This window comes from Streptomyces beihaiensis (genome assembly GCF_026274175.1).
GTDB lineage: Bacteria > Actinomycetota > Actinomycetes > Streptomycetales > Streptomycetaceae > Streptomyces > Streptomyces beihaiensis.
The window spans coordinates 1-19,857 of record NZ_JAPHNL010000021.1 but is presented as its reverse complement, the minus strand read 5'-3'; the positions used below and the strand labels follow the sequence as shown (position 1 = coordinate 19,857).

At 70.6% G+C, this 19,857-nt stretch carries 17 protein-coding genes; 3 read left to right on the top strand and 14 right to left on the bottom strand.

Features of this window, described 5'->3' with window-relative positions:
* Positions 1-104: 104 nt before the first annotated feature.
* The 12 genes from glmS to OFY01_RS03310 form a co-directional block, all read right to left on the bottom strand.
* A complete protein-coding gene (gene glmS, locus OFY01_RS03365) occupies positions 105-1,922 on the bottom strand; it encodes a glutamine--fructose-6-phosphate transaminase (isomerizing) (protein WP_266596133.1) in 1,818 nt (605 codons plus the stop codon).
* Positions 1,923-1,948: 26 nt separating this feature from the next.
* Entirely contained in the window at positions 1,949-2,206 is a 258-nt protein-coding gene (locus tag OFY01_RS03360; protein ID WP_266596131.1) for a hypothetical protein, read from the bottom strand.
* 91 nt (positions 2,207-2,297) lie between these two features.
* Complete coding sequence (locus OFY01_RS03355; protein WP_266596129.1) at positions 2,298-4,097, bottom strand: IucA/IucC family protein; 1,800 nt, start codon at positions 4,095-4,097, stop codon at positions 2,298-2,300.
* On the bottom strand, positions 4,094-4,648 hold the full coding sequence (locus tag OFY01_RS03350; RefSeq protein ID WP_266596127.1) for a GNAT family N-acetyltransferase: 555 nt from the start codon (positions 4,646-4,648) through the stop codon (positions 4,094-4,096). The genes OFY01_RS03355 and OFY01_RS03350 overlap by 4 nt, the downstream gene beginning before the upstream one ends.
* Positions 4,645-5,913 carry a lysine N(6)-hydroxylase/L-ornithine N(5)-oxygenase family protein gene (locus tag OFY01_RS03345; protein ID WP_266596125.1) on the bottom strand — a complete coding sequence of 423 codons (1,269 nt, stop codon included), beginning with the start codon at positions 5,911-5,913 and terminating at the stop codon, positions 4,645-4,647. Before OFY01_RS03345 ends, OFY01_RS03350 begins: the two co-directional genes overlap by 4 nt.
* Positions 5,897-7,342, bottom strand: a complete 1,446-nt coding sequence (locus OFY01_RS03340) for a pyridoxal phosphate-dependent decarboxylase family protein (RefSeq protein ID WP_266596124.1) — start codon at positions 7,340-7,342, stop codon at positions 5,897-5,899. The genes OFY01_RS03345 and OFY01_RS03340 overlap by 17 nt, the downstream gene beginning before the upstream one ends.
* A 150-nt stretch (positions 7,343-7,492) precedes the next feature.
* Positions 7,493-8,350 carry a siderophore-interacting protein gene (locus tag OFY01_RS03335; RefSeq protein ID WP_266596122.1) on the bottom strand — a complete coding sequence of 286 codons (858 nt, stop codon included), beginning with the start codon at positions 8,348-8,350 and terminating at the stop codon, positions 7,493-7,495.
* Positions 8,351-8,354: 4 nt separating this feature from the next.
* Positions 8,355-9,407: an ABC transporter substrate-binding protein gene (locus OFY01_RS03330; RefSeq protein WP_266596120.1), complete on the bottom strand. Its 1,053-nt coding sequence runs from the start codon at positions 9,405-9,407 to the stop codon at positions 8,355-8,357.
* A 245-nt stretch (positions 9,408-9,652) separates the two neighbouring features.
* Positions 9,653-10,813 carry an acyl-CoA dehydrogenase family protein gene (locus tag OFY01_RS03325; protein WP_266596118.1) on the bottom strand — a complete coding sequence of 387 codons (1,161 nt, stop codon included), beginning with the start codon at positions 10,811-10,813 and terminating at the stop codon, positions 9,653-9,655.
* Between the two features lie 5 nt (positions 10,814-10,818).
* Positions 10,819-11,775 (bottom strand): hydroxymethylglutaryl-CoA lyase, encoded by a 957-nt coding sequence (locus OFY01_RS03320; RefSeq protein ID WP_407700269.1) that lies wholly within the window; start codon positions 11,773-11,775, stop codon positions 10,819-10,821.
* Positions 11,776-11,789: 14 nt separating this feature from the next.
* Positions 11,790-13,769: an ATP-binding protein gene (locus OFY01_RS03315; RefSeq protein WP_266596134.1), complete on the bottom strand. Its 1,980-nt coding sequence runs from the start codon at positions 13,767-13,769 to the stop codon at positions 11,790-11,792.
* A 73-nt stretch (positions 13,770-13,842) separates the two neighbouring features.
* A complete protein-coding gene (locus tag OFY01_RS03310) occupies positions 13,843-15,465 on the bottom strand; it encodes a carboxyl transferase domain-containing protein (RefSeq protein WP_266596114.1) in 1,623 nt (540 codons plus the stop codon).
* Positions 15,466-15,581: 116 nt separating this feature from the next.
* On the opposite strand from OFY01_RS03310, the gene OFY01_RS03305 reads away from it, so the two are divergent.
* The 3 genes from OFY01_RS03305 (at position 15,582) to OFY01_RS03295 (ending at position 18,471) form a co-directional block, all read left to right on the top strand.
* Complete coding sequence (locus tag OFY01_RS03305; protein ID WP_266596112.1) at positions 15,582-16,199, top strand: SACE_7040 family transcriptional regulator; 618 nt, start codon at positions 15,582-15,584, stop codon at positions 16,197-16,199.
* Positions 16,200-16,339: 140 nt separating this feature from the next.
* Positions 16,340-17,497: an acyl-CoA dehydrogenase family protein gene (locus OFY01_RS03300; protein WP_266596110.1), complete on the top strand. Its 1,158-nt coding sequence runs from the start codon at positions 16,340-16,342 to the stop codon at positions 17,495-17,497.
* An 89-nt stretch (positions 17,498-17,586) separates the two neighbouring features.
* Positions 17,587-18,471, top strand: a complete 885-nt coding sequence (locus tag OFY01_RS03295; RefSeq protein ID WP_266596108.1) for an acyl-CoA thioesterase — start codon at positions 17,587-17,589, stop codon at positions 18,469-18,471.
* A gap of 213 nt (positions 18,472-18,684) precedes the next feature.
* Here OFY01_RS03295 and OFY01_RS03290 read toward each other — a convergent pair whose 3' ends face one another.
* Both OFY01_RS03290 and OFY01_RS03285 read right to left on the bottom strand, forming a co-directional pair.
* On the bottom strand, positions 18,685-19,488 hold the full coding sequence (locus OFY01_RS03290; RefSeq protein ID WP_266596106.1) for a phosphatase: 804 nt from the start codon (positions 19,486-19,488) through the stop codon (positions 18,685-18,687).
* Positions 19,489-19,549: 61 nt separating this feature from the next.
* Positions 19,550-19,857, bottom strand: a 308-nt coding sequence (locus OFY01_RS03285) for a helix-turn-helix domain-containing protein (protein ID WP_266596104.1), incomplete at its 5' end; no start/stop codon positions are given.

Below are 19,857 nucleotides of genomic sequence, written 5' to 3'. Positions count from 1 at the left end.
GTTGCCCGCGCCCCTCTCGGGGGCGCGGGCAACCGCGGGAGGAAGGGCCGCCGGGCCGCAGGCGCGTGTGAAGCCTCCGCCTCGGCGGCGAGCAGGGGGCGGGCCTACTCCACCGTCACGGACTTGGCCAGGTTGCGCGGCTTGTCGATGTCCCGGCCCAGGGCCAACGCCGTGTGGTAGGCGAGGAGTTGGAGCGGGATGCCCATCAGGATCGGGTCGAGCTCGTCCTCGTTCTTCGGCACGACGATCGTGCGGTCGGCCTTGTCCTGCTCCTGGTGGGCCACCGCGAGGATGCGGCCGGATCGGGCCTTGATCTCCTCCATCGCGGCGCGGTTCTTCTCCAGCAGGTCGTCGTCCGGGACGATCGCCACCGTCGGCAGCGCGGGCTCGATCAGGGCGAGCGGGCCGTGCTTGAGCTCGGAGGCCGGGTACGCCTCGGCGTGGATGTAGGAGACCTCCTTGAGCTTCAAGGACGCCTCGCGGGCCACCGGGTAGCCGCGGACACGGCCGATGAACATCATCGAGCGGGCGTCCGCGTACTCCTCGGCGATCTTCTTGATCTCCGCCTCCTGGGCGAGGATCTCCTCGATCTGGCCGGGCAGCTTGCGCAGGCCCTCGATGATGCGCTTGCCGTCCGCCACGGACAGGTCGCGGATGCGGCCGAGGTGGAGGGCGAGCAGCGCGAAGGCGACCGTCGTGTTCGTGAAGCACTTCGTCGAGACGACGCAGACCTCGGGGCCCGCGTGGACGTAGACGCCGGCGTCGGACTCACGGGCGATGGCGGAGCCGACGACGTTCACCACGCCGAAGACCCGTGCGCCCTTGCGCTTGAGCTCCTGGACCGCGGCCAGCACGTCGTACGTCTCGCCGGACTGCGACACCGCGATGTAGAGCGTGTCGGGGTCGACGACCGGGTTGCGGTAGCGGAACTCGGAGGCCGGTTCGGCGTCCGCGGGGATGCGGGCCAGCTCCTCGATCATCTGGGCGCCGATCAGGCCCGCGTGGTACGAGGTGCCGCAGCCGAGGATCTTCACCCGGCGCACCGAGCGGGCCTCGCGGGCGTCCAGGTTCAGGCCGCCCAGGTGCACGGTGGAGAAGCGGTCGTCGATGCGGCCGCGCAGGACGCGGTCCACGGCGTCGGCCTGCTCGCAGATCTCCTTGTGCATGTACGTGTCGTGGCCACCCATGTCGTACGAGGCCGCCTCCCACTCCACGGTGGTCGGCGAGGCCGTCGTGCGGGTGCCCTCGGTGGTGTACGTACGGAAGTCGTCGGCCTTGATCGTGGCCATCTCGCCGTCGTCGAGCGTGACGATCTGGCGGGTGTGGGCGACCAGCGCGGCGATGTCCGAGGCGACGTACATCTCCTTCTCGCCGATGCCGAGGACGACCGGCGAGCCGTTGCGCGCGACCACGATGCGGTCCGGGAAGTCGGCGTGCATGACGGCGATGCCGTACGTGCCCTCGATGACGCGCAGCGCGTCGCGGACCTTGTCCTCCAACTCGGTGAGCTCGGAACGGGCCACCAGATGGGTGAGGACCTCGGTGTCCGTCTCGGAGAGGAACTCCACGCCGTCGGCGACCAGCTTGGCGCGCAGCTCGGAGGCGTTGTCGATGATGCCGTTGTGGACGACGGCGACCTTGCCGTCCTGCGACATGTGCGGGTGGGCGTTCTCGTCGGACGGGGCGCCGTGGGTGGCCCAGCGGGTGTGGGCGATGCCGGTGGTGCCCTTGAAGCGGGCCGGGACCTTGGCCTCCAGGTCGCGCACCCGGCCCTGGGCCTTGACCATCTTCAGGCCGGCGGCCTTCGGGCTGGTGACCACGACGCCGGCGGAGTCGTATCCGCGGTACTCCAGGCGCTGCAGCCCCTCCAGGAGGAGCGGAGTGCAGTCGCGCTTGCCGATGTAACCGACGATTCCGCACATAAGTGGTGAGGATCCCCTCTGCTAGGTCAGCCGTAGACGATGCGGCGCAGTTGCCGCAGGGTGAGCTCCGGAGGAGCCACGGTCCGGTACCGCAGGTCTGCCGTGATCTGTTCGAAGATCGCCGCGTTCACCAGGCCCTGACCCTGGAGCTCGCGGTGGCGGCGCCGGACGTAGTCCTCCGTCGTCTCGTCGAAGTAGGCGAGCACGTCCTGGATCACCCGCAGCGCCTCGCCCCGGTTCAGGGGCGTGGTGCGCGTCAGGTGATCGACAAGTTCCTCGTGCACTTGGTAGATCCTGGGGGACGGTCGACTGTTCCGCAATTATTCTGCCCGATATCGGGCAAGGTCGTGGCGGAACTCGGTCCGGTGTGTCGCATCAGGGGTGTTTTGGGTGGGTAGAGGTGATCGGATTCTCCAGGTCGCCCACGAGCTGCAGGGCGCCCGACGGGTCCGCCAGATCCACCATCTGTTCGTTGTCGCGCAGCTGGAGCCGGTTGAGGCAGGACAGCGCGAAGCTCGGCGCGAACATGTCGAACCGGTCGAACTTCTCGGCCAGGTGCGGCGTCGACTCCTGGTAGTCGCGTACGCACTCGGCGACGGCCGCCCAGAACGTCTCCTCCTCCAGTACGCCGTCCACCACCAGGTTGGCCGACAGGAAACGGAAGAAGCAGTCGAAGACGTCCGTGAAGAGCGACAGAAGCCTCATGTCGTCCGGCACCTGCGCGCGGATCCGCTCCATGGCGGGCGGCAGCACCGCGTCCGGGTCCATCACGGCGATCTCCTCGGCGATGTCCTTGAAGACCGCCCGTCGCACCACGCCCCGCTCGTCCAGGACCAGGATGACGTTCTCGCCGTGCGGCATGAACACCAGGTCGTAGGCGTAGAAGCTGTGCAGGAGCGGGGTCAGGTACGCCTTGAGGTACGAGGTGAGCCACTCACTCGGCGTGAGCCCCGACCCCTCGATCAGCGCGCCCGCGAACGAGTGGCCCTCCCGGTCCACGTGCAGCAGCGACGCCATGGTCGCCAGGCGCTCCCCGTCCGCCAGCGACGGCACCGGCGACTCGCGCCACAGTGCCGCGAGCATCTTGCGGTAGGGCGAGTGGCGGTCGGTGGCCGCCTCGTACTCCAGGTGCCGGTAGCCGACGGCCGCGCGCTCGCGGATGATCGTAAGACCCGTGTCCTTCAGCACCGGGTCGTTCTCGACGAGCCGGGCCAGCCAGTCGTTGATGGCCGGGGTCGCTTCCATGTACGCGGCCGAGAGCCCGCGCATGAACCCCATGTTGATGACCGACAGGGCCGTCTTCACGTAATGCTTCGACGGGGAGGTGGAGTTGAAGAACGTACGGATCGACTGCTGCGCCAGGTACGCGTCGTCCCCCTCGCCCAGAGGGACCAGGTCGCGCCGCGCGACCTCCGCCGCGAACGTGACGGACAGCTTGTTCGACCACTGCCACGGGTGGACGGGGATGAGCAGGTAGTCGTCCGGGTCGAGCCCCTGCTCGCGCAGCGTCGCCGCGAACCGCTCCAGGGTCGCCTCACCCAGCTCGGCGCGGAGCAGCGACTCGTGGTCCAGGCCGGCTCCGGCGGTGAACGTGGCCCGCTCGCGGGTCGCCGCCAGCCAGATCAGCCGGACCGGACTCGCGGTCTCCGGCGCGTACGAGAGGTACTCGTGGACGCCGAAGCCGAGCCGGCCGTTGTTGGCGACGAAGCACGGGTGGCCCTCGGTCATGCCGGTCTCGATCTCCTGGAAGGAGCCGGAGGCGGCGAGCTCGCGCGCGGACACGTACGGCTTCGCCAGCTTGAAGCAGGCGCCGGAGACAGTGGAGGAGATCTCCTCCAGATAGACGGGGAGGATCTTGTCCGTCAGGCCGAGCGACTCCTTCATCTCGATGAAGAACTGCAGGGCGTCGAGGGGGAGTTCGACGCCGTCGCGGTGCCGTGTGATGGAGGCCGCCTCCACCTGCCAGTGGTCCAGGCGCAGGCGGCGCGCGGTGAACCGGTAGTGGGTGAGGCCGTCGTCACCGCGGACGACGTAGCGGTCGGGCCGCTCGCCGGTCGGCTCCGGAGCGAGCAGCCGCTCGTGGCTGAACTCGGCGAGCGCCTTGCGGATCAGGAGCCGGCCGGCCTCGGCCCAGCGCTTTGGGGTCAGGTGGGCGGTGGTGTCGGCGATGCTCATGCCGCGGTGGTCCTTCCCGTGGCCGCCTCGAACCGGGCGCGTGTGCAGAAGCTGAGCAGGGCCCGCTTCTCCGGCTTGTCGATCTCGCGCTCGGGCACGAACCCGACGGCCTCGTTCAGGGCGTGCACCGCCGTGTTCCGTACGTCCGGTTCGACGACGACCCGGGCCACGGCCGGGTCGGCGAACAGGTGCTCCATGACGGTCGTGATCACGGCGCGGGTGAAGCCGGGTATGCGCACGTCGGACGGCGCGGTGAGGAAGTGCATGCCCACGTCACCCGGCTGGGGCTCGTACAGGCCGACGAGTTCGACGTGCGCCGGGTCGTAGCGCTCCATGAGGAAGGCGGGCTCGTCGTCGTGCAGGCCGAGGAACGCCTCGTGGTGCTCGGCGGCGGCGATCGCCATGTACGCGCGCTCGACGTCCTCCGGTTTCGCGTCCCGCATCAGCCAGAAGGCGGCCTTGGGGTCGGTGACCCAGCGGTGCACGAGTTCGGCGTCGCGGACGGGGTCGAGGGGACGGAGGGCCATGGGGCCGACGGTTGACGTGGTCATACGGCGAACTCCTGGAACGCGATGGTCTTCTCGACGGGGTAGTACTCGGTGCCGAGCAGCTCGCGGATGATGTAGCTGTTGCGGTACGCGCCCATGCCGAGGTCGGGGCTGGTGATCGAGTGGGTGTGCACGCCGCCGTTCTGGAGGAAGACGCCGCGGCCCGTCGTGTCGACGGAGTAGTTGCGGGCGACGTCGAACTGGCCGTGGCCGTCGAAGCGGAGGCGCTCGCGGACCGGGCCGAGGAACGCGGGTGGCCGGTAGTGGTAGCCGGTGGCCAGGACCAGGCCCTCGGTGCGCAGCTCGAAGTCCTTGCCCTGCTCGTCCTGGTGGAAGCCGAGCACGTACGAACCGTCCTCGTGGCGGGCGCTGCGCAGGCTTGAGTTGGTGAGCAGACGGGTGGGCACCGGGCGCCCCGCGCTCTCGACGTTCTTCTGGTAGAGCAGGTCGAAGATGGAGTCGATGAGGTCCGAGTTGACGCCCTTGAACAGGCCCTTCTGCTCCGTGACCAGGCGGTGGCGGGTCGCCTCCGGCAGGGCGTGGAAGTAGTCGATGTAGTCGGGGGAGGTCATCTCCAGGGTCAGTTTCGTGTACTCGAGCGGGAAGAAGCGCGGGGAGCGGGTGACCCAGTCGAGCCGGTAGCCGTGGGTGTCGATCTCGGAGAGCAGCTCGTAGTAGATCTCGGCGGCGCTCTGCCCGCTGCCGACGACCGTGATGGAGTCCTTGGCCTGGAGGTCGCTCTTGCGGTGCCGGTATCGCGCGGTGTGCAGGTGGTGCTCGCCGTCGAGGCCGTGCACGGCGTCCGGGAGGTACGGCACCGTGCCCGTGCCGAGGACGAGGTGGCGGGCGCGGTAGGTGTCGCCGGACGCGGTCGCCACCACGTACAGCTCGTCCTCGTGACGGACCTCGGTGACGGTCGTGCCGAAGCGGACCGAGGAGAGTTTCGACGCGGCCCAGCGGCAGTAGTCGTTGTACTCGACGCGCAGCGGGTAGAAGTTCTCGCGAATGTAGAACGAGTACAACCGCCCTGATTCCTTGAGGTAGTTGAGGAAGGAGTAGGGGGAGGTCGGGTCGGCGAGCGTGACGAGGTCCGACATGAACGGGGTCTGGAGGTGGGCGCCGTCGAGGAACATTCCCGAGTGCCACTCGAAGTCCGGCTTCGATTCCAGGAAGACGCCGCTCAGTTCGGCCATCGGCTCGGTGAGACAGGCGAGGCCGAGGTTGAAGGGGCCGAGCCCGATACCGATGAAATCAACTGGCGCGGTCAAGGGTGTCTCCCAGGTACTGCTCGGCGTGGCCGGCGATGAGGTCGAGGACGGCCGACAGGTCGGTGAGGGTCGTCTCGGGGTTGAGGAGGGTGAACTTCAGGTAGTGGCGGCCGCCCACCTTGGTGCCCGCGACGACGGCGTCACCGGAGGCGAACAGGGCCTTGCGGGCGTAGAGGTTGGCGCGGTCGATCTCCGCTGGGTCTCTGACGGTGGCCGGGATGTAGCGGTAGACGAGCGTGGAGAGCCGCGGCTCGACGACGACGTCGAAGCGCGGGTCGGCGGCGAGCAGTTGCCAGCCCTGGCGGGCCAGGTCGCAGACCTCGTCGAAGAGGGCGCCGATGCCGTCGGCGCCCATGACGCGCAGCGTCAGCCACAGCTTGAGGGCGTCGAAGCGGCGGGTCGTCTGGAGGGACTTGTCGACCTGGTTGGGGACGCGTTCGGCGACGGTGCGGCGCGGGTTGAGGTAGTCGGCGTGGTAGGTGGCGTGCCGCAGGGTCGTGGCGTCGCGGACCAGGATCGCGCTCGAACTGACCGGCTGGAAGAAGGACTTGTGGTAGTCGACGGTGACGGAGTCGGCGCGCTCGATGCCGTCGATCCGGTCGCGGTTCTTGCGTGAGACCAGCAGCCCGCAGCCGTACGCGGCGTCCACGTGCAGCCACGCCCCGTGCCGGTCGCACAGCTCGGCGATCTCGGGCAGCGGGTCGATGGAGCCGAAGTCGGTGGTGCCCGCGGTGGCGACGACGGCCATGGGGACGAGGCCGTCGGCGTGGCACCGCTCCAGTTCGGCGGCGAGGGCGAGGGTCTGGAGCCGCTTCTCGCGGTCGACGGGGACGGCGACGACGGCGTCGGGCGGGAGGCCGAGCAGCGACGCGGACTTCCGGACGCTGAAGTGGCCGGCCTCGGAGGCGAAGACACGCAGTTCGGTCAGGTCGCCCCGGTGCTTCGCCTCTTCGCGGGCGAGCAGCAGCGCCTGGAGGTTGGACTGGGACCCGCCGGAGGTGAAGACGCCGTCGGCGGCGGGGCCGAGGCCGATCCGCTGGGCGGTCCAGTCGATGAGCCTGCGCTCGATGAGGGTGGCGCCCGCGGACTGGTCCCATGTGTCGAGCGAGGAGTTGACGGCGGACAGGACGGCCTCGCCGAGCACGGCCGGGATGACGACCGGGCAGTTGAGGTGGGCGAGGTAGCGGGGGTGGTGGAAGTGGACGGCGTCGCGGAGGTAGACCTCCTCCAGCTCGTCGAGGGCGGCGGCGGAGTCGCCCAGTGGCCGGTCCAGGTCGACGGCGTCGACGGCGGGGGCCAGGGCGTCGGGTGTGATGCCGGTGAACGGCCTTGTCGTGGTGGCGAGTTGGTCCGCCACCCGCTCGACTCCCTCGGTCACGGAGCGGCGGTAGAGCTCCGCGGTCGTGCGGTTGAGCAGGTGCGAGCGCATGAACGGTTCCTCCGGGGTGAGGGTGAGGGGTTCCCGGGTGGGTCGGAAGAAGGCGGCGGCGCGTACGCCGAAGGGCGGGGCCGCGACGCGTGACTTAGGTTAGCCTAACCTAAGTCGCACGTGCGACCCCGCCCCTGGTTCCGTCGAGGGCTACGCGGCGCGCAGCGCGTCCTCGCTCAGCCCGCGCCGCCAGTAACCGACGAACGTCACCGCCCGCTTGTCGTAACCCCGTTCGCGTACGAGGTGGCGCCGCAGCTCCCTCACCGTCGCGGACTCGCCCGCCAGCCAGGCGTACGGGCGTGCGGCGGGCGGGAGCTGGGCGGCGCGCACCGATGCCAGGGCGCAGGGTGCGCCTTCGCCGCGCACCAGCCAGGTCACGGTGGCGTCGGCGACCGTCATGACCGGCTGGATGTCGTCGCGGTGCGGCACCTCCAGCCACACGTGGGCGCTGACGGAGGCGGGCAGCCAAGCCAGCACGCCGAGCGCGGCGGGCAGCGCCGTCTCGTCTCCCCACATGACGATGTGGTCGAAGTCGGGGTGCGGGCGGCAGCGCACCGCCGTGTTGTCGGCGGTCGCCGGGCCGAGCACGACGACCCGGTCGCCGAGGCGCGCGCTGCGGGCCCAGCGGCAGGCGGGTCCTGTGGTGGCGGGGTCGCCGTCGTGCAGCACGAAGTCGATGTCGACCTCCTCGGCGGGGCGGCGGCGCTGTCCGCTGAGCGTGTACGAGCGCATGACGGCCCGCTCGTCGTCGGGCAGGGCCCGGTAGGCGGCGTGCCAGGCGCGGCCGTCGTCGCCCTGCCGTATCGGCGGAAGCACCGGAGCGTCCTGGCCGGGTCGCGGCAGGAAGAGGGAGAGGGACTGGTCGCGGCCGCCGCCGTGGAGGTCGGCGAGGTCGGGGCCGGTGAAGGTGACCCGCAGCAGCGACGGCCCGAGCCGCCGTGTGCGGACCACTCGCAGATCGAAGAACCGGAAAGGGGCCGAGGTCGGCGACTCGAGCGTCGTCGTCATGCGGTCAGGACACCTTCTTCGCTGTCTCGATGGCCTTGGCGAGGTTCTCCAGGAGCGGGGCGCACTTGTCGTAGGAGAGGATCGGTTCGGGGGAGCGGGCGATGACCTGCCCGGCCTTCACGGCGGGGAGCTTGTCCCAGGTCGGCTTCTCGCCCTTGAGGTCGGCTGGCTGTATCGCCTGGGCGCGGTCGTCCATCATGATGATGTCGGCCTTGTACTTGTTGACGTTCTCCCAGCTCAGGTTCTCGAACCAGCCGCCGGACGCCTTCTTCGCGGCCTGGGAGGGCTCGACGAAGCGCACGCCGAGCGCCTTGAAGTACTCCAGGTCGATGGAGAGGTCGGTGCCGGAGACGTAGAAGATGTCCTGGCTCGCGGAGCCGACCAGCACCTTGATGTCCGGGTGGGCCTTGGCGGCCCTGCGCAGCCGGGCCGCGGCCGCCTCGAAGCGCTGCTTCGCCTTGACGACCTTGTCGGCCTTCAGGTCGGCGCCGAGCGACGCGGCCAGCGCGTACATCCGCTCCAGCGGCTTGGTCAGCTGGCGGTCGTAGACGGAGATGCCGACGCTCGGGGCGAGCTTCGCGATCTTTTCCCTGGACTCCTCGGGGACGTACCAGAGGGTGCCCTTGGCGTCGAACATCGTGGTGATCAGCACGTCGGGGGCGAGGGCCGCGTACTTCTCGATGTTGAACTGGCCCCACGCGTTGCCGATGACCGTCACCTTGGAGACGTCCATGTCGCCCGCCTGCACGTCCGGCTTGCCGCCCTTGGTCGTGGTCGGGCCGAAGACGCCCTTGACGCCGACTCCGTAGTCGTGGAGCGCGGCGGCGACACCGGTGAAGGCGACGATGTTCGCCGGGGTCTTGTCCAGCTTCACCGTCCTGCCACGGTCGTCCTTGAAGGACCAGGGGCCGGGCTCGCCTTTCGCCGCGCTGCTCGCCCCGCTGCTGGGGGACCCGGCGCCGCTGCCGCACGCGGCGAGCGCGACACCGAGACCGAGTGCTCCGCCGGCGGCGAGGGCGCCGCGACGGGAGGGGCGGGACAGGCGGGCGTGGGGCATGACGGACTGCTTTCGCGCGTGCCGGACCGGCGGCCCGGCGGGGGCCACTGAAACTAAGGGTAGGTTAACCTAAGTTCCGGTGAGGTCGAGGGGCGGGAGCAGCGCGGCGAAAGGCGCGCGGGGCCGCATCGCTGTGCGGCTCCGCCGTGTGGGCGCGACACGCCGCCACGAAACCCGCACGCGCACACAGAGATCGGCCCCCGCGGCGCCAGGGTGCGTCACGAGGGCCGAACCGGGAAATCCGCCTAAGACGTGAGCCCCAGCTCCCGGGCGATGAGCATCCGCTGCACCTCGCTCGTGCCCTCCCCGATCTCCAGGATCTTCGAGTCCCGCCACATCCGGGCGACCGGGTACTCGTTCATGAACCCGTACCCGCCGTGAATCTGCGTGGCCTCACGGGCGTTGTCCACGGCGACGGTCGACGAATAGAGCTTCGCCAGCGCCGCCTCCTTCTTGAACGGCTCCCCGGCGACGAGCCGCGACGCCGCGTCCCGCCACGACAGCCGCGCGGTGTGCGCCTTCATCTCCATGTCGGCGATCTTGAACTGCACGGCCTGGTACTCACCGATGTGGTGCCCGAACGCCTTGCGCTCCTTGGCGTACTTGACCGACTCGTCGACGCACCCCTGCGCGAGCCCGGTCGCCAGCGCCGAGATCGCGATGCGGCCCTCGTCGAGAATGCGCAGGAACTGAGCGAAGCCCCGCCCTTCCTGGCCCAGCAGGTTCGCGCCCGGTACCCGTACGTCGTCGAAGTGCAGTTCCCGCGTGTCCGACGCGTTCCACCCCACCTTCGAGTACGGCGCCGCGACCGTGAATCCCGGCGTCCCGGACGGCACGATGATCGACGAGATCAGCGGCTTGCCGTCGTCCGTCCGCCCGGTCACCGCCGTGACCGTCACCAGACCCGTGATGTCCGTACCGGAGTTGGTGATGAAGCACTTCGTGCCGTTGATGACCCACTCGCCGGTCGCCTCGTCGCGCACGGCGGTCGTACGGGTGCCGCCCGCGTCGGAGCCGGCCTCCGGTTCGGTGAGGCCGAAGGCGCCCAGGATCTCGCCTGAGCACAGCCTCGGCAGCCACTGCCGCTTCTGCTCCTCGGTGCCGAACAGATGGATCGGCATCGCGCCGAGGGAGACCCCGGCCTCCAGCGTGATCGCCACCGACGAGTCGACGCGCGCCAGCTCCTCCAGGGCGATGCCGAGCGCCATGTAGTCGCCGCCCATGCCGCCGTACTCCTCGGGGAACGGCAGCCCGAACAGGCCCATGCGGCCCATCTCGCGCACGATCTCGTACGGGAATTCGTGCCGCTCGTAGAAGTCGCCGATCTTCGGCGCGACGATCTCGTGGGCGAACTTCTCGACAGTGCGCCGCAGTTCCTCGTGCTCGGGGGAGAGGTGGTGGTCCATGGATCTCACGGCTCCTGGTCGGTGGTCGCCGCGCCGGTCAGCGCGCGAACGGTGCGAGACGGGCTCGGTCGGCCCAGCTGCTCGGCCATCCACCTGCTGGTGTCGGTGAGGCGGCCGAGGTCGACCCCGGTCTCGATGCCGAGTCCTTCGAGCATCCAGACGAGGTCTTCGGTGGCGAGATTGCCGGTGGCGCTCTTCGCGTACGGGCAGCCGCCGAGGCCGCCCGCCGACGCGTCCACCGTCGTCACGCCGTGCTGCAGCGCCGCCAGGGTGTTGGCGAGCGCCTGCCCGTACGTGTCGTGGAAGTGCACGCCGATCGTCTCGGTCGGCACACCTTCCTCGTTGAGCGCGGTGAGCAGCGTCTGTACGTGGCCGGGGGTGGCCACGCCGATCGTGTCACCCAGGCTCAGCTCGTCGCAGCCCATGTCCATGAGGGCCTTGGCCACGGAGACGACCTGGTGGACGGGGACGGCGCCCTCCCACGGGTCGCCGAAACACATGGAGAGGTAGCCCCGCACGTGCGCCCGGTGTTCCTTGGCCCGCGCCACGACCGGGGCGAACATGGCCAGGGAGTCGGCGACCGTCCGGTTCAGGTTGGCCTTCGCGAAGGACTCGGTGGCGCTGGCGAACACGGCGATGCGGGTGACACCGAGGGTCAGGGCCCGGTCCAGGCCCCGGCTGTTGGGCACGAGCACGGGCAGGTGCACGCCGTCCAGATCCTGGAGCAGCGGGAACAAGGTCTCCGCGTCGGCCAGTTGGGGAACCCACTCGGGGCGGACGAAACTCGTCGCCTCGATGGTGGTCAGGCCCGCTCCGGCCAGGCGGTGGATGAACTCGGCCTTCGACCCGACGGGCAGGACGTTCTTCTCGTTCTGGAGGCCGTCTCTCGCCCCCACTTCATGGATGCGGACCCTCGGCGGGAGGTCTTTGGCGGGGACGGTCATCGGGAGCGTGGAGGTCATCGGTCGGGGTGAAGTCATCGTTGGGACGCCTCCTCGCCGCTGGTGGGGATGGCGTCGTGCGACTCCTCCGCAACCCCGTCCTCGGAGGGGTCCACCACCGCCAACACCTGGTCCATCGAGACCGTCGTGCCTGGTTGGACGTCCAGCTGGGTCACCACGCCCGTATGGGGGGCGGCGATGACGTGTTCCATCTTCATCGCCTCCACGACCAGCAGGCTCTGGCCCGCCGTCACCTGGTCGCCGACCGACACCTTCACCACGGTCACCGTGCCCGGCATCGGGGCGGTCAGGGCGTCCGCGCCCGCGTGGGCGGCGCCGGAGAGGCTTGCCGCCACCGGGTCGTGGTCCTGGACGTGCCAGGCGTCGCCGTCGCGGGCCAGCCACTCGCCCGCCACGGCGGTGAGGCGGGCCGGGGCGACCGGGGCGCCGTCGACCAGGATCTCGGTGCCGCGGACCCGGACCTCGACCGGATCGTGGCCCGGCACGCGCACGGGGTGCACCGTCCAGGCCGCCTCGCCGCCGAGCCGCCAGCCGTCGGGACGGGCGAACGGGTCCGCCCAGCCGGGGGACGCGGGCGCGGCGAGGGCCTTCTGGCGCAGCGCGCCCGCCGCCGCGTAGATCTCCGGCGGGACCTCCGACTCGACCAGGCCGTCCATCTCCCGCTCGACCAGACCGGTGTCCAACTCACCCGCCGTCACAGCTGGATGGGCGAGCAGGCGGCGCAGGAATCCGGCGTTGGTCGGAACCCCGAGCGTCACCGTGCGGGCGAGCGCGGCGCGCAGACGGCGCAGGGCCGTCGCCCGGTCAGGGCCGTACGCGATGATCTTCGCGAGCATCGGGTCGTACAGCGACGACACCTCGGTGCCCTCGGTGAGCCCGGAGTCGGTGCGGACGCCGTCGCCGTCCGGCTCTTGGAGGGCGAGGACGGTGCCACCGGAGGGCAGGAAGCCGCGCGAGCCCTCCTTGACGGAGACCGTCTCCGCGCACAGGCGGGCCTCGACCGCGTGGCCGGTCAAGGTGATGTCCGCCTGGGTGAACGGGAGTCTCTCGCCCGCCGCCACCCTCAGCTGCCACTCGACCAGGTCGATGCCCGTGACCAGCTCCGTCACCGGATGCTCGACCTGGAGGCGCGTGTTCATCTCCATGAAGTGGTACGAGGACGGGTCGCCGCCCGGCACGATGAACTCGACCGTGCCCGCGCCCCGGTAGCCGCAGCTGCGGGCCGCCTCCACGGCCGCGGCGCCCATCGACGCGCGCGTGTCCTCGTCGAGCAGGACGCTCGGGGCCTCCTCGATCAACTTCTGGTGGCGACGCTGCAACGAGCACTCGCGCTCGCCCAGGTGCACGACATTGCCGTGTCCGTCGGCCAGGACCTGGATCTCGATGTGCCGGGGGCTGTCGATCCACCGCTCCACGAGCAGGGTGTCGTCGCCGAACGAGGCCCGTGCCTCGCGCCGCGCCGCCGCGATCTCCTCCTCCAGGGCCGTCAGGTCCCGGACCAGGCGCATGCCCTTGCCGCCGCCGCCCGCCGACGGCTTGATGAGCACGGGCGCGCCCAAGTCGTGGGCCGCCCGGGCCAGTTCCGGGTCGCGGCCGCCGGGCACCACCGGGACTCCGGCGGCCTGGACCGTCTCCTTGGCGCGGATCTTGTCGCCCATGAGCGCGATGGCGTCGGCGGGCGGACCGATGAACGTCAGCCCGGCGTCCTCGCAGGCGCGCGCGAACTCCGCGTTCTCCGCCAGGAAGCCGTAGCCGGGGTGGACCGCCTGGGCGTTCGTCCGTGCCGCCGCGTCGAGCAGCCGCTCCACCGACAGATAGCTCTCGGACGCCGGGGGCGGTCCGATCCGCACCGCCTCGTCGGCCTCCCGTACATGCCGGGCGTCCGCGTCGGCGTCGCTGTACACCGCGACCGAGCGGATGCCGAGCGAGCGCAGGGTGCGGATGACGCGGACGGCGATCTCGCCGCGGTTGGCGACCAGGACGGTGTCGAACATCGTCGCGGGCCCAGTGGTCGTGGTGGTGGTCGTGGTCGTGGTGGTGGTCGGTGTGGTCATGTCGTCCCTCCCCTCACATCCGGAAGACGCCGAAGCCGGGCGTCTTCTCCGGCAGCGGTGCGTTGGCGCAGGCGGTCAGGGCCAGGCCCAGGACCTGCCGGGTCTCCAGCGGGTCGATCACTCCGTCGTCCCAGAGGCGGGCCGTCGCGTAGTAGGCGCTGCCCTGTGTCTCGTACTGGGCGCGGATCGGCGTCTTGAACGCCTCCTCGTCCTCGGCCGGCCACTGCTCGCCGCGTGCCTCCAGCTGGTCGCGCTTGACCGTGGCGAGGACCGACGCGGCCTGCTCGCCGCCCATGACGGAGATCTTGGCTCCGGGCCACATCCACAAGAATCGCGGCGAATAGGCGCGGCCGCACATCGAGTAGTTGCCCGCGCCGTACGAGCCGCCGATGACGACGGTCAGCTTGGGCACGCGCGTGCACGCCACGGCCGTGACCATCTTGGCGCCGTGCTTGGCGATACCGCCCGCCTCGTAGTCCCTGCCCACCATGAAGCCCGAGATGTTCTGCAGGAAGAGCAGCGGGATGCCGCGCTGGTCGCACAGTTCGATGAAGTGGGCGCCCTTCTGGGCGGACTCGGAGAACAGGATGCCGTTGTTGGCGACGATGCCGACCGGGTGACCGTGGATGTGCGCGAAGCCGGTGACCAGGGTCTGCCCGAACTCGGCCTTGAACTCGGCGAACCGCGAGCCGTCGACGACCCGTGCGATGACCTCGCGTACGTCGTAAGGGGTGCGGGAATCGACCGGGACCGCCCCGTAGAGACCCGCCGGGTCGACCTTCGGTTCGACGGCCGCTTGCGCCGCCCACGGCAGCGGGCCGCGCTCCGGCAGCGTGGAGACGATCGTCCGCACGATCCGCAGCGCGTGCGCGTCGTCCTCGGCCAGGTGGTCCGTGACGCCGGACACGCGCGAGTGGACCTCGCCGCCGCCCAGCTCCTCGGCCGTCACCACCTCGCCCGTGGCCGCCTTCACCAGCGGCGGGCCACCCAGGAAGATCGTGCCCTGGTTCCGCACGATCACGGCCTCGTCGCTCATCGCGGGCACATACGCCCCGCCCGCCGTGCACGAGCCGAGCACCGCCGCGATCTGCGGAATCCCCGCGCCGGACATCCGGGCCTGGTTGTAGAAGATCCGCCCGAAGTGCTCCCGGTCGGGGAAGACCTCGTCCTGCATCGGCAGGAACGCGCCACCCGAGTCGACCAGATAGAGGCACGGCAGACGGTTCTCCAGCGCCACCTCCTGGGCGCGCAGGTGCTTCTTGACCGTCATCGGGTAGTACGTGCCGCCCTTGACCGTGGCGTCATTGGCGACGATCACGCACTCGCGGCCGCTGACCCGCCCGATCCCGGCGATCACACCCGCGGCCGGGGCCTGCCCCTCGTACATGCCGTCCGCCGCCAGCGGCGCCAGCTCCAGGAACGGGGAGCCCGGGTCGAGCAGCGTGTCCACGCGCTCGCGGGGCAGCAGCTTGCCGCGCGCGGTGTGCCGCGCCCTGGCCCGCTCGCCCCCGCCGAGCCGGGCGGCGGCGAGCTTGGCGCGCAGTTCGTCGCCGAGCGCCCGGTGCGCCGCCTCATTGGCCCGCCAGGCCTCCGACGCGGGGTCCGCCGCGCTCGTCAGCTCCGGTGCCTCTTGCATCCTGCGGTCCTCTCACCACGTCATCGAAGTCATCAGGGTCGTCGAAAATGTTAATGAGCGTTAACCGAACTCCTCCAGGTTAACGCTCGCTAACCTCCCTGTCTAGAATTGCTTTCATGGCCACGAGAACCGACGCCCCCACCCGCCGCGAACAGATCCTCAAGGAGGCCGCGCGGCTCTTCGCCGAGCGCGGGTTCCACGGCGTCGGGGTGGACGAGATAGGGGCCGCGGTCGGCATCAGCGGACCGGGTCTGTACCGCCACTTCGCGGGCAAGGACGCGATGCTCGCCGAACTGCTCGTCGGCATCAGCGGCCAGCTGCTCACCGGCGGCAAGCGGCGGGTGGCCGAGGAGGACGGCGACCCCGGCGCGCTGCTCGACTCGCTCATCGAGGGCCACATCGACTTCGCGCTCGACGACCGCGACCTGATCACGCTGCACGACCGCGAGCTCGACCGGCTGCGCGACAGCGACCGCAAGCTGGTGCGGCAGTTGCAGCGCCAGTACGTCGAGCTGTGGGTGGCGGCCCTGCGCGAGGTCTACCCCGGCCTGGTCGAGCAGGAGGCGCGCATGGCCGTGCACGCGGTCTTCGGCCTGCTCAACTCCACGCCGCACCTCGGTCGCACCAGCTCGCTGCCCGGCCGGGGCGCGACCGCGCGGATGCTGCACAAGCTGGCGCGCGGCGCCTTCGCCGCGGCGGCCGCCCCGGTGTCGCCCGACGGCTCTCCCGAGTGACGTGTGTCTCTGGACGGTTTCCGTGACTCGCGGGTAACCTGATCGATGAGCAAGCGCTTAGTCGAGGCGTCGTGGCCGTCGTGGCCGTCACAGCCGTCGTCGCCGCCAGAGTCGCCAGAGTCGTAGAGGGAGAGTTCTCCGTGCGCCGTACTGTTTTTGACGAGGACCACGAGGCGTTCCGGGAGACCCTGCGCGCCTTCATCGAGGCCGAGGTCGTCCCCCACTACGACGAGTGGTTCCAGCAGGGCATCGTGCCGCGCGAGCTCTACGCCAAGATGGCGGACCTGGGCCTGTTCGGCATCAACGTCCCGGAGGAGTTCGGCGGCGCCGGGCTCGACACTCACAAGTTCGAGGCCATCCAGTACGAGGAGACCGCCCGCGCGGGCGTCAGCTTCGGCGGCTCCGGCGTGCACGTGCTGCTCGCCCTGCCGTACATCAAGATGCTCGCGACCGACGAGCAGAAGAAGCGCTACCTGCCCAAGTTCGTCTCCGGCGAGGAGATGTGGGCCCTGGCGATGACCGAGCCGGGCACCGGCTCCGACCTCGCCGGCATGAAGACCACCGCCAAGCTCTCCGAGGACGGCACGCACTACGTCCTCAACGGCTCCAAGACGTTCATCACCGGCGGCGTCCACGCCGACCGTGTCATCGTCTGCGCCCGGACCGCCGCGCCCACCGCCGACGACCGCCGCCACGGCATCTCGCTCTTCGCCGTGGACACCAAGTCCGAGGGCTACTCCATCGGCCGCAAGCTCGACAAGCTGGGCCTGCGCACCTCCGACACCGCCGAGCTGGCCTTCGTCGACGTCAAGGTGCCCGCCGAGGACCTGCTCGGCGAGGAGAACAAGGGCTTCTACTACCTCGGCCAGAACCTGCCCTCCGAGCGCTGGGGCATCGCCTTCGGCGCGTACGCGCAGGCCAAGGCCGCCGTCCGGTTCGCCAAGCAGTACGTGCAGGAGCGTGTGGTCTTCGGCAAGCCGGTCGCCAGCTTCCAGAACACCAAGTTCGAGCTGGCCGCCTGCCAGGCCGAGGTGGACGCCGCCGAGGCCGTCGCCGACCGCGCCCTGGAGGCCCTCGACGCCGGCGAGCTCAGCGCCGCCGAGGCCGCCTCCGCGAAGCTGTTCTGCACCGAGGTCGCCCACCGCGTCATCGACCGCTGCCTCCAGCTGCACGGCGGCTACGGGTTCATGAACGAGTACCCCATCGCCCGCCTGTACGCCGACAACCGCGTCAACCGCATCTACGGCGGCACCAGCGAGGTCATGAAGATGATCATCGCGAAGAACATGGGCCTGTGACACACGGCCGATGTCGCTTCCACCGATGTCGCTTCCACCGATGAGGCTTCCACTGATGACGTTTCCAGCGATGACGTACAACTGATCCCATGCATCAGGCACTTGATTCCCTGCTCGATCTGCTCGACCTCGAGCGGATCGAGCAGGACATCTTCCGCGGCCGCTCCCAGTCCTCCGTCGTCCCCCGGGTCTTCGGCGGACAGGTGGCAGCCCAGGCGCTCGTCGCGGCCGGCCGCACCGTCCCCGCCGACCGGCACGCCCACTCCCTGCACGCGTACTTCCTCGTCGCGGGCGACCCGGGCGCGCCGATCGTCTACACGGTCGACCGCATCCGCGACGGCCGCTCCTTCACCACGCGCCGCGTCGTCGCCGTCCAGCACGGGCAGCCGATCTTCCACCTCTCCGCGTCCTTCCAGGCGTACGAGGAGGGGCTGGAGCACCAGGCGGAGATGCCGGCCGCACCGGACCCGGAGACGCTGCCGACCGCGGCCGAGATGCTGCCCCGCTACTCCGGCTCCGTCCTCGAACCAGGCGTCGTACAGCGCCTTCTGGAGGCCCGCGAGGCGGTCGACCTGCGGTACGTGGACGCTCCGCCGTTCGCGTTCGTCGGCGAGCCGCAGCCGCCGCGCTCGCAGGTCTGGTTCCGCACCAACGGCAAGCTCGACGGCGCCATCGACGAGCCGCTGCTGCACGTCTGCCTCGCCACGTACGTCTCCGACATGACGCTGCTCGACTCGGTGCTGCTCGCCCACGGGCGCGGCGGCTGGGCCGTCGGCGACGTGGTCGGTGCCTCACTCGACCACGCCATGTGGTTCCACCGGCCGTTCCGCGCGGACGAGTGGCTGCTGTACGACCAGGAGTCACCGTCGGCCGGGGGCGGGCGTGGGCTCGGGCAGGCCCGCATCTACACGCGCGACGGACGGCTCGCGATCAGTGTGATCCAGGAGGGCGTGGTGCGGGTTCCTCGCGCCTAGGCGCCGCAGGAGAGCGCCTCGCCCGGTGCGGCTGCGGGTGCGGGTGTGGGTGCGGGTGTGGGTGCGGGTGCGTCGGGGTTGCTCGCGTGGTTCCCCGCGTTGCCCGCGCAGTTCCCCGGGCCCCTGAGATGCGCACCGCGGGCGCCCTCTCATGAGGCGCGGCGCAGCCGCATGGCTCAGGGGCGCGAGCGACCACAGCGCACCCGCACCCGCCTAACCCGACAGCCCCGCCGCGTCCAGCAAGTACGCCGTCATCGGGTCGTAGTGGCGCGGGCTCGTCACGTGGTCGTCGAGCGGGACGGTGACCTGCATGGTTCCCTCCGCCTCGCCGACGAAGAGCGCGGGGTCGTTGCAGTCCGCGTAACCGACGGAGTCGATCCCGCGCTGGGCCGCGCAGCCCGCCCACCCGTGGTCCGCGACCACCAGGTCGGGCAGCGGGCGGCCCGTACGCTCCAGGCCGTCCAGGATCGCCGCCATCGGGGCGGGCGAGTGCGTGTGCCACAGCGTCGCGCCGCGCTCCAGCATCGCCACGTCCGCGAACTGGAAGACCATGCCCTCCGAGGTCGAGAGGCCCTCCGGGATCACGACGATCTCGCACCCCGCGGCCCGCAGCGCCGCCGCCGTCGCGCGGTGGACGTCGAGCAGCCCGCCCGGGTGCCCCGTGGCGAACAGCACCCGCTGCTTGCCCGCGGCCGCCTTGCACAGCCGGGCCGCCATCCGGTCGAGGGCGTCCACGGTCAGCTCGGGGTCGATCGTGTCCTGCCCGAACCGGTGCGCCGGGTCGTCCACGACGCCGCACCGCTCGGCCATCACCGCGAGGACGTCCTGCTCGTCGGTCCAGCGGTCGCCGAGTTCCAGGCCCAGCCAGAAGTGCCGGTCGCCGTTGGAGAGCTTCCGGTAGTGGGAGAGGTTGTTCTCGCGAGGGGTGGCTACGTCACCGGCGATGCGGGTGCGCACGAGGTGGTCGATCAGTGCGGCGCGGGTCGGTGTATCGCTGGGAATCCCGGGTATCGGCATGGGTCCATTGTGCCGGGGGCCGGGCACCGCCGTTGATCCGTACCGGCACGTGGGACCGGCCTCACACCAGGTCGCGCAGCGCGAACCACAACTCCATGCGTACGTCGGGGTCGTCCAGGTCGGCGTCGAGCAGCGCGGCACAGCGGGCGATGCGCTGGCGCACGGTGTTGCGGTGCACGCCGAGCGCCGACGCCGTGCCCTCCCAGTTGCCGTGCACCGACAACCAGGTGCGCACCGTCTCGACCAGCGCCGGGTGGTCCAGGAGCGGCGCCGGGCTCAGCGCCGCTGCGCCGTCGGGCCTGTGGTGGGCGACGGCGCCGCCCCGCGCCACGGCACGGTCGAGCGCGCGGCCCGCCTGCGCGTCGGCCA

Excerpts from the sequence above, each read along its gene's own strand:
- OFY01_RS03330 (WP_266596120.1), bottom strand. The coding sequence starts at position 9,407 with ATGCCCCACGCCCGCCTGTCCCGCCCCTCCCGTCGCGGCGCCCTCGCC.
- OFY01_RS03315 (WP_266596134.1), bottom strand. The coding sequence starts at position 13,769 with ATGTTCGACACCGTCCTGGTCGCCAACCGCGGCGAGATCGCCGTCCGC.
- OFY01_RS03320 (WP_407700269.1), bottom strand. The coding sequence starts at position 11,775 with ATGACCTCCACGCTCCCGATGACCGTCCCCGCCAAAGACCTCCCGCCG.
- OFY01_RS03325 (WP_266596118.1), bottom strand. The coding sequence starts at position 10,813 with ATGGACCACCACCTCTCCCCCGAGCACGAGGAACTGCGGCGCACTGTC.
- OFY01_RS03335 (WP_266596122.1), bottom strand. The coding sequence starts at position 8,350 with ATGACGACGACGCTCGAGTCGCCGACCTCGGCCCCTTTCCGGTTCTTC.
- OFY01_RS03350 (WP_266596127.1), bottom strand. The coding sequence starts at position 4,648 with ATGACCACGTCAACCGTCGGCCCCATGGCCCTCCGTCCCCTCGACCCC.
- OFY01_RS03295 (WP_266596108.1), top strand. The coding sequence starts at position 17,587 with ATGCATCAGGCACTTGATTCCCTGCTCGATCTGCTCGACCTCGAGCGG.
- glmS (WP_266596133.1), bottom strand. The coding sequence starts at position 1,922 with ATGTGCGGAATCGTCGGTTACATCGGCAAGCGCGACTGCACTCCGCTC.
- OFY01_RS03355 (WP_266596129.1), bottom strand. The coding sequence starts at position 4,097 with ATGAGCATCGCCGACACCACCGCCCACCTGACCCCAAAGCGCTGGGCC.
- OFY01_RS03310 (WP_266596114.1), bottom strand. The coding sequence starts at position 15,465 with ATGCAAGAGGCACCGGAGCTGACGAGCGCGGCGGACCCCGCGTCGGAG.
- OFY01_RS03305 (WP_266596112.1), top strand. The coding sequence starts at position 15,582 with ATGGCCACGAGAACCGACGCCCCCACCCGCCGCGAACAGATCCTCAAG.
- OFY01_RS03290 (WP_266596106.1), bottom strand. The coding sequence starts at position 19,488 with ATGCCGATACCCGGGATTCCCAGCGATACACCGACCCGCGCCGCACTG.
- OFY01_RS03340 (WP_266596124.1), bottom strand. The coding sequence starts at position 7,342 with ATGCGCTCGCACCTGCTCAACCGCACGACCGCGGAGCTCTACCGCCGC.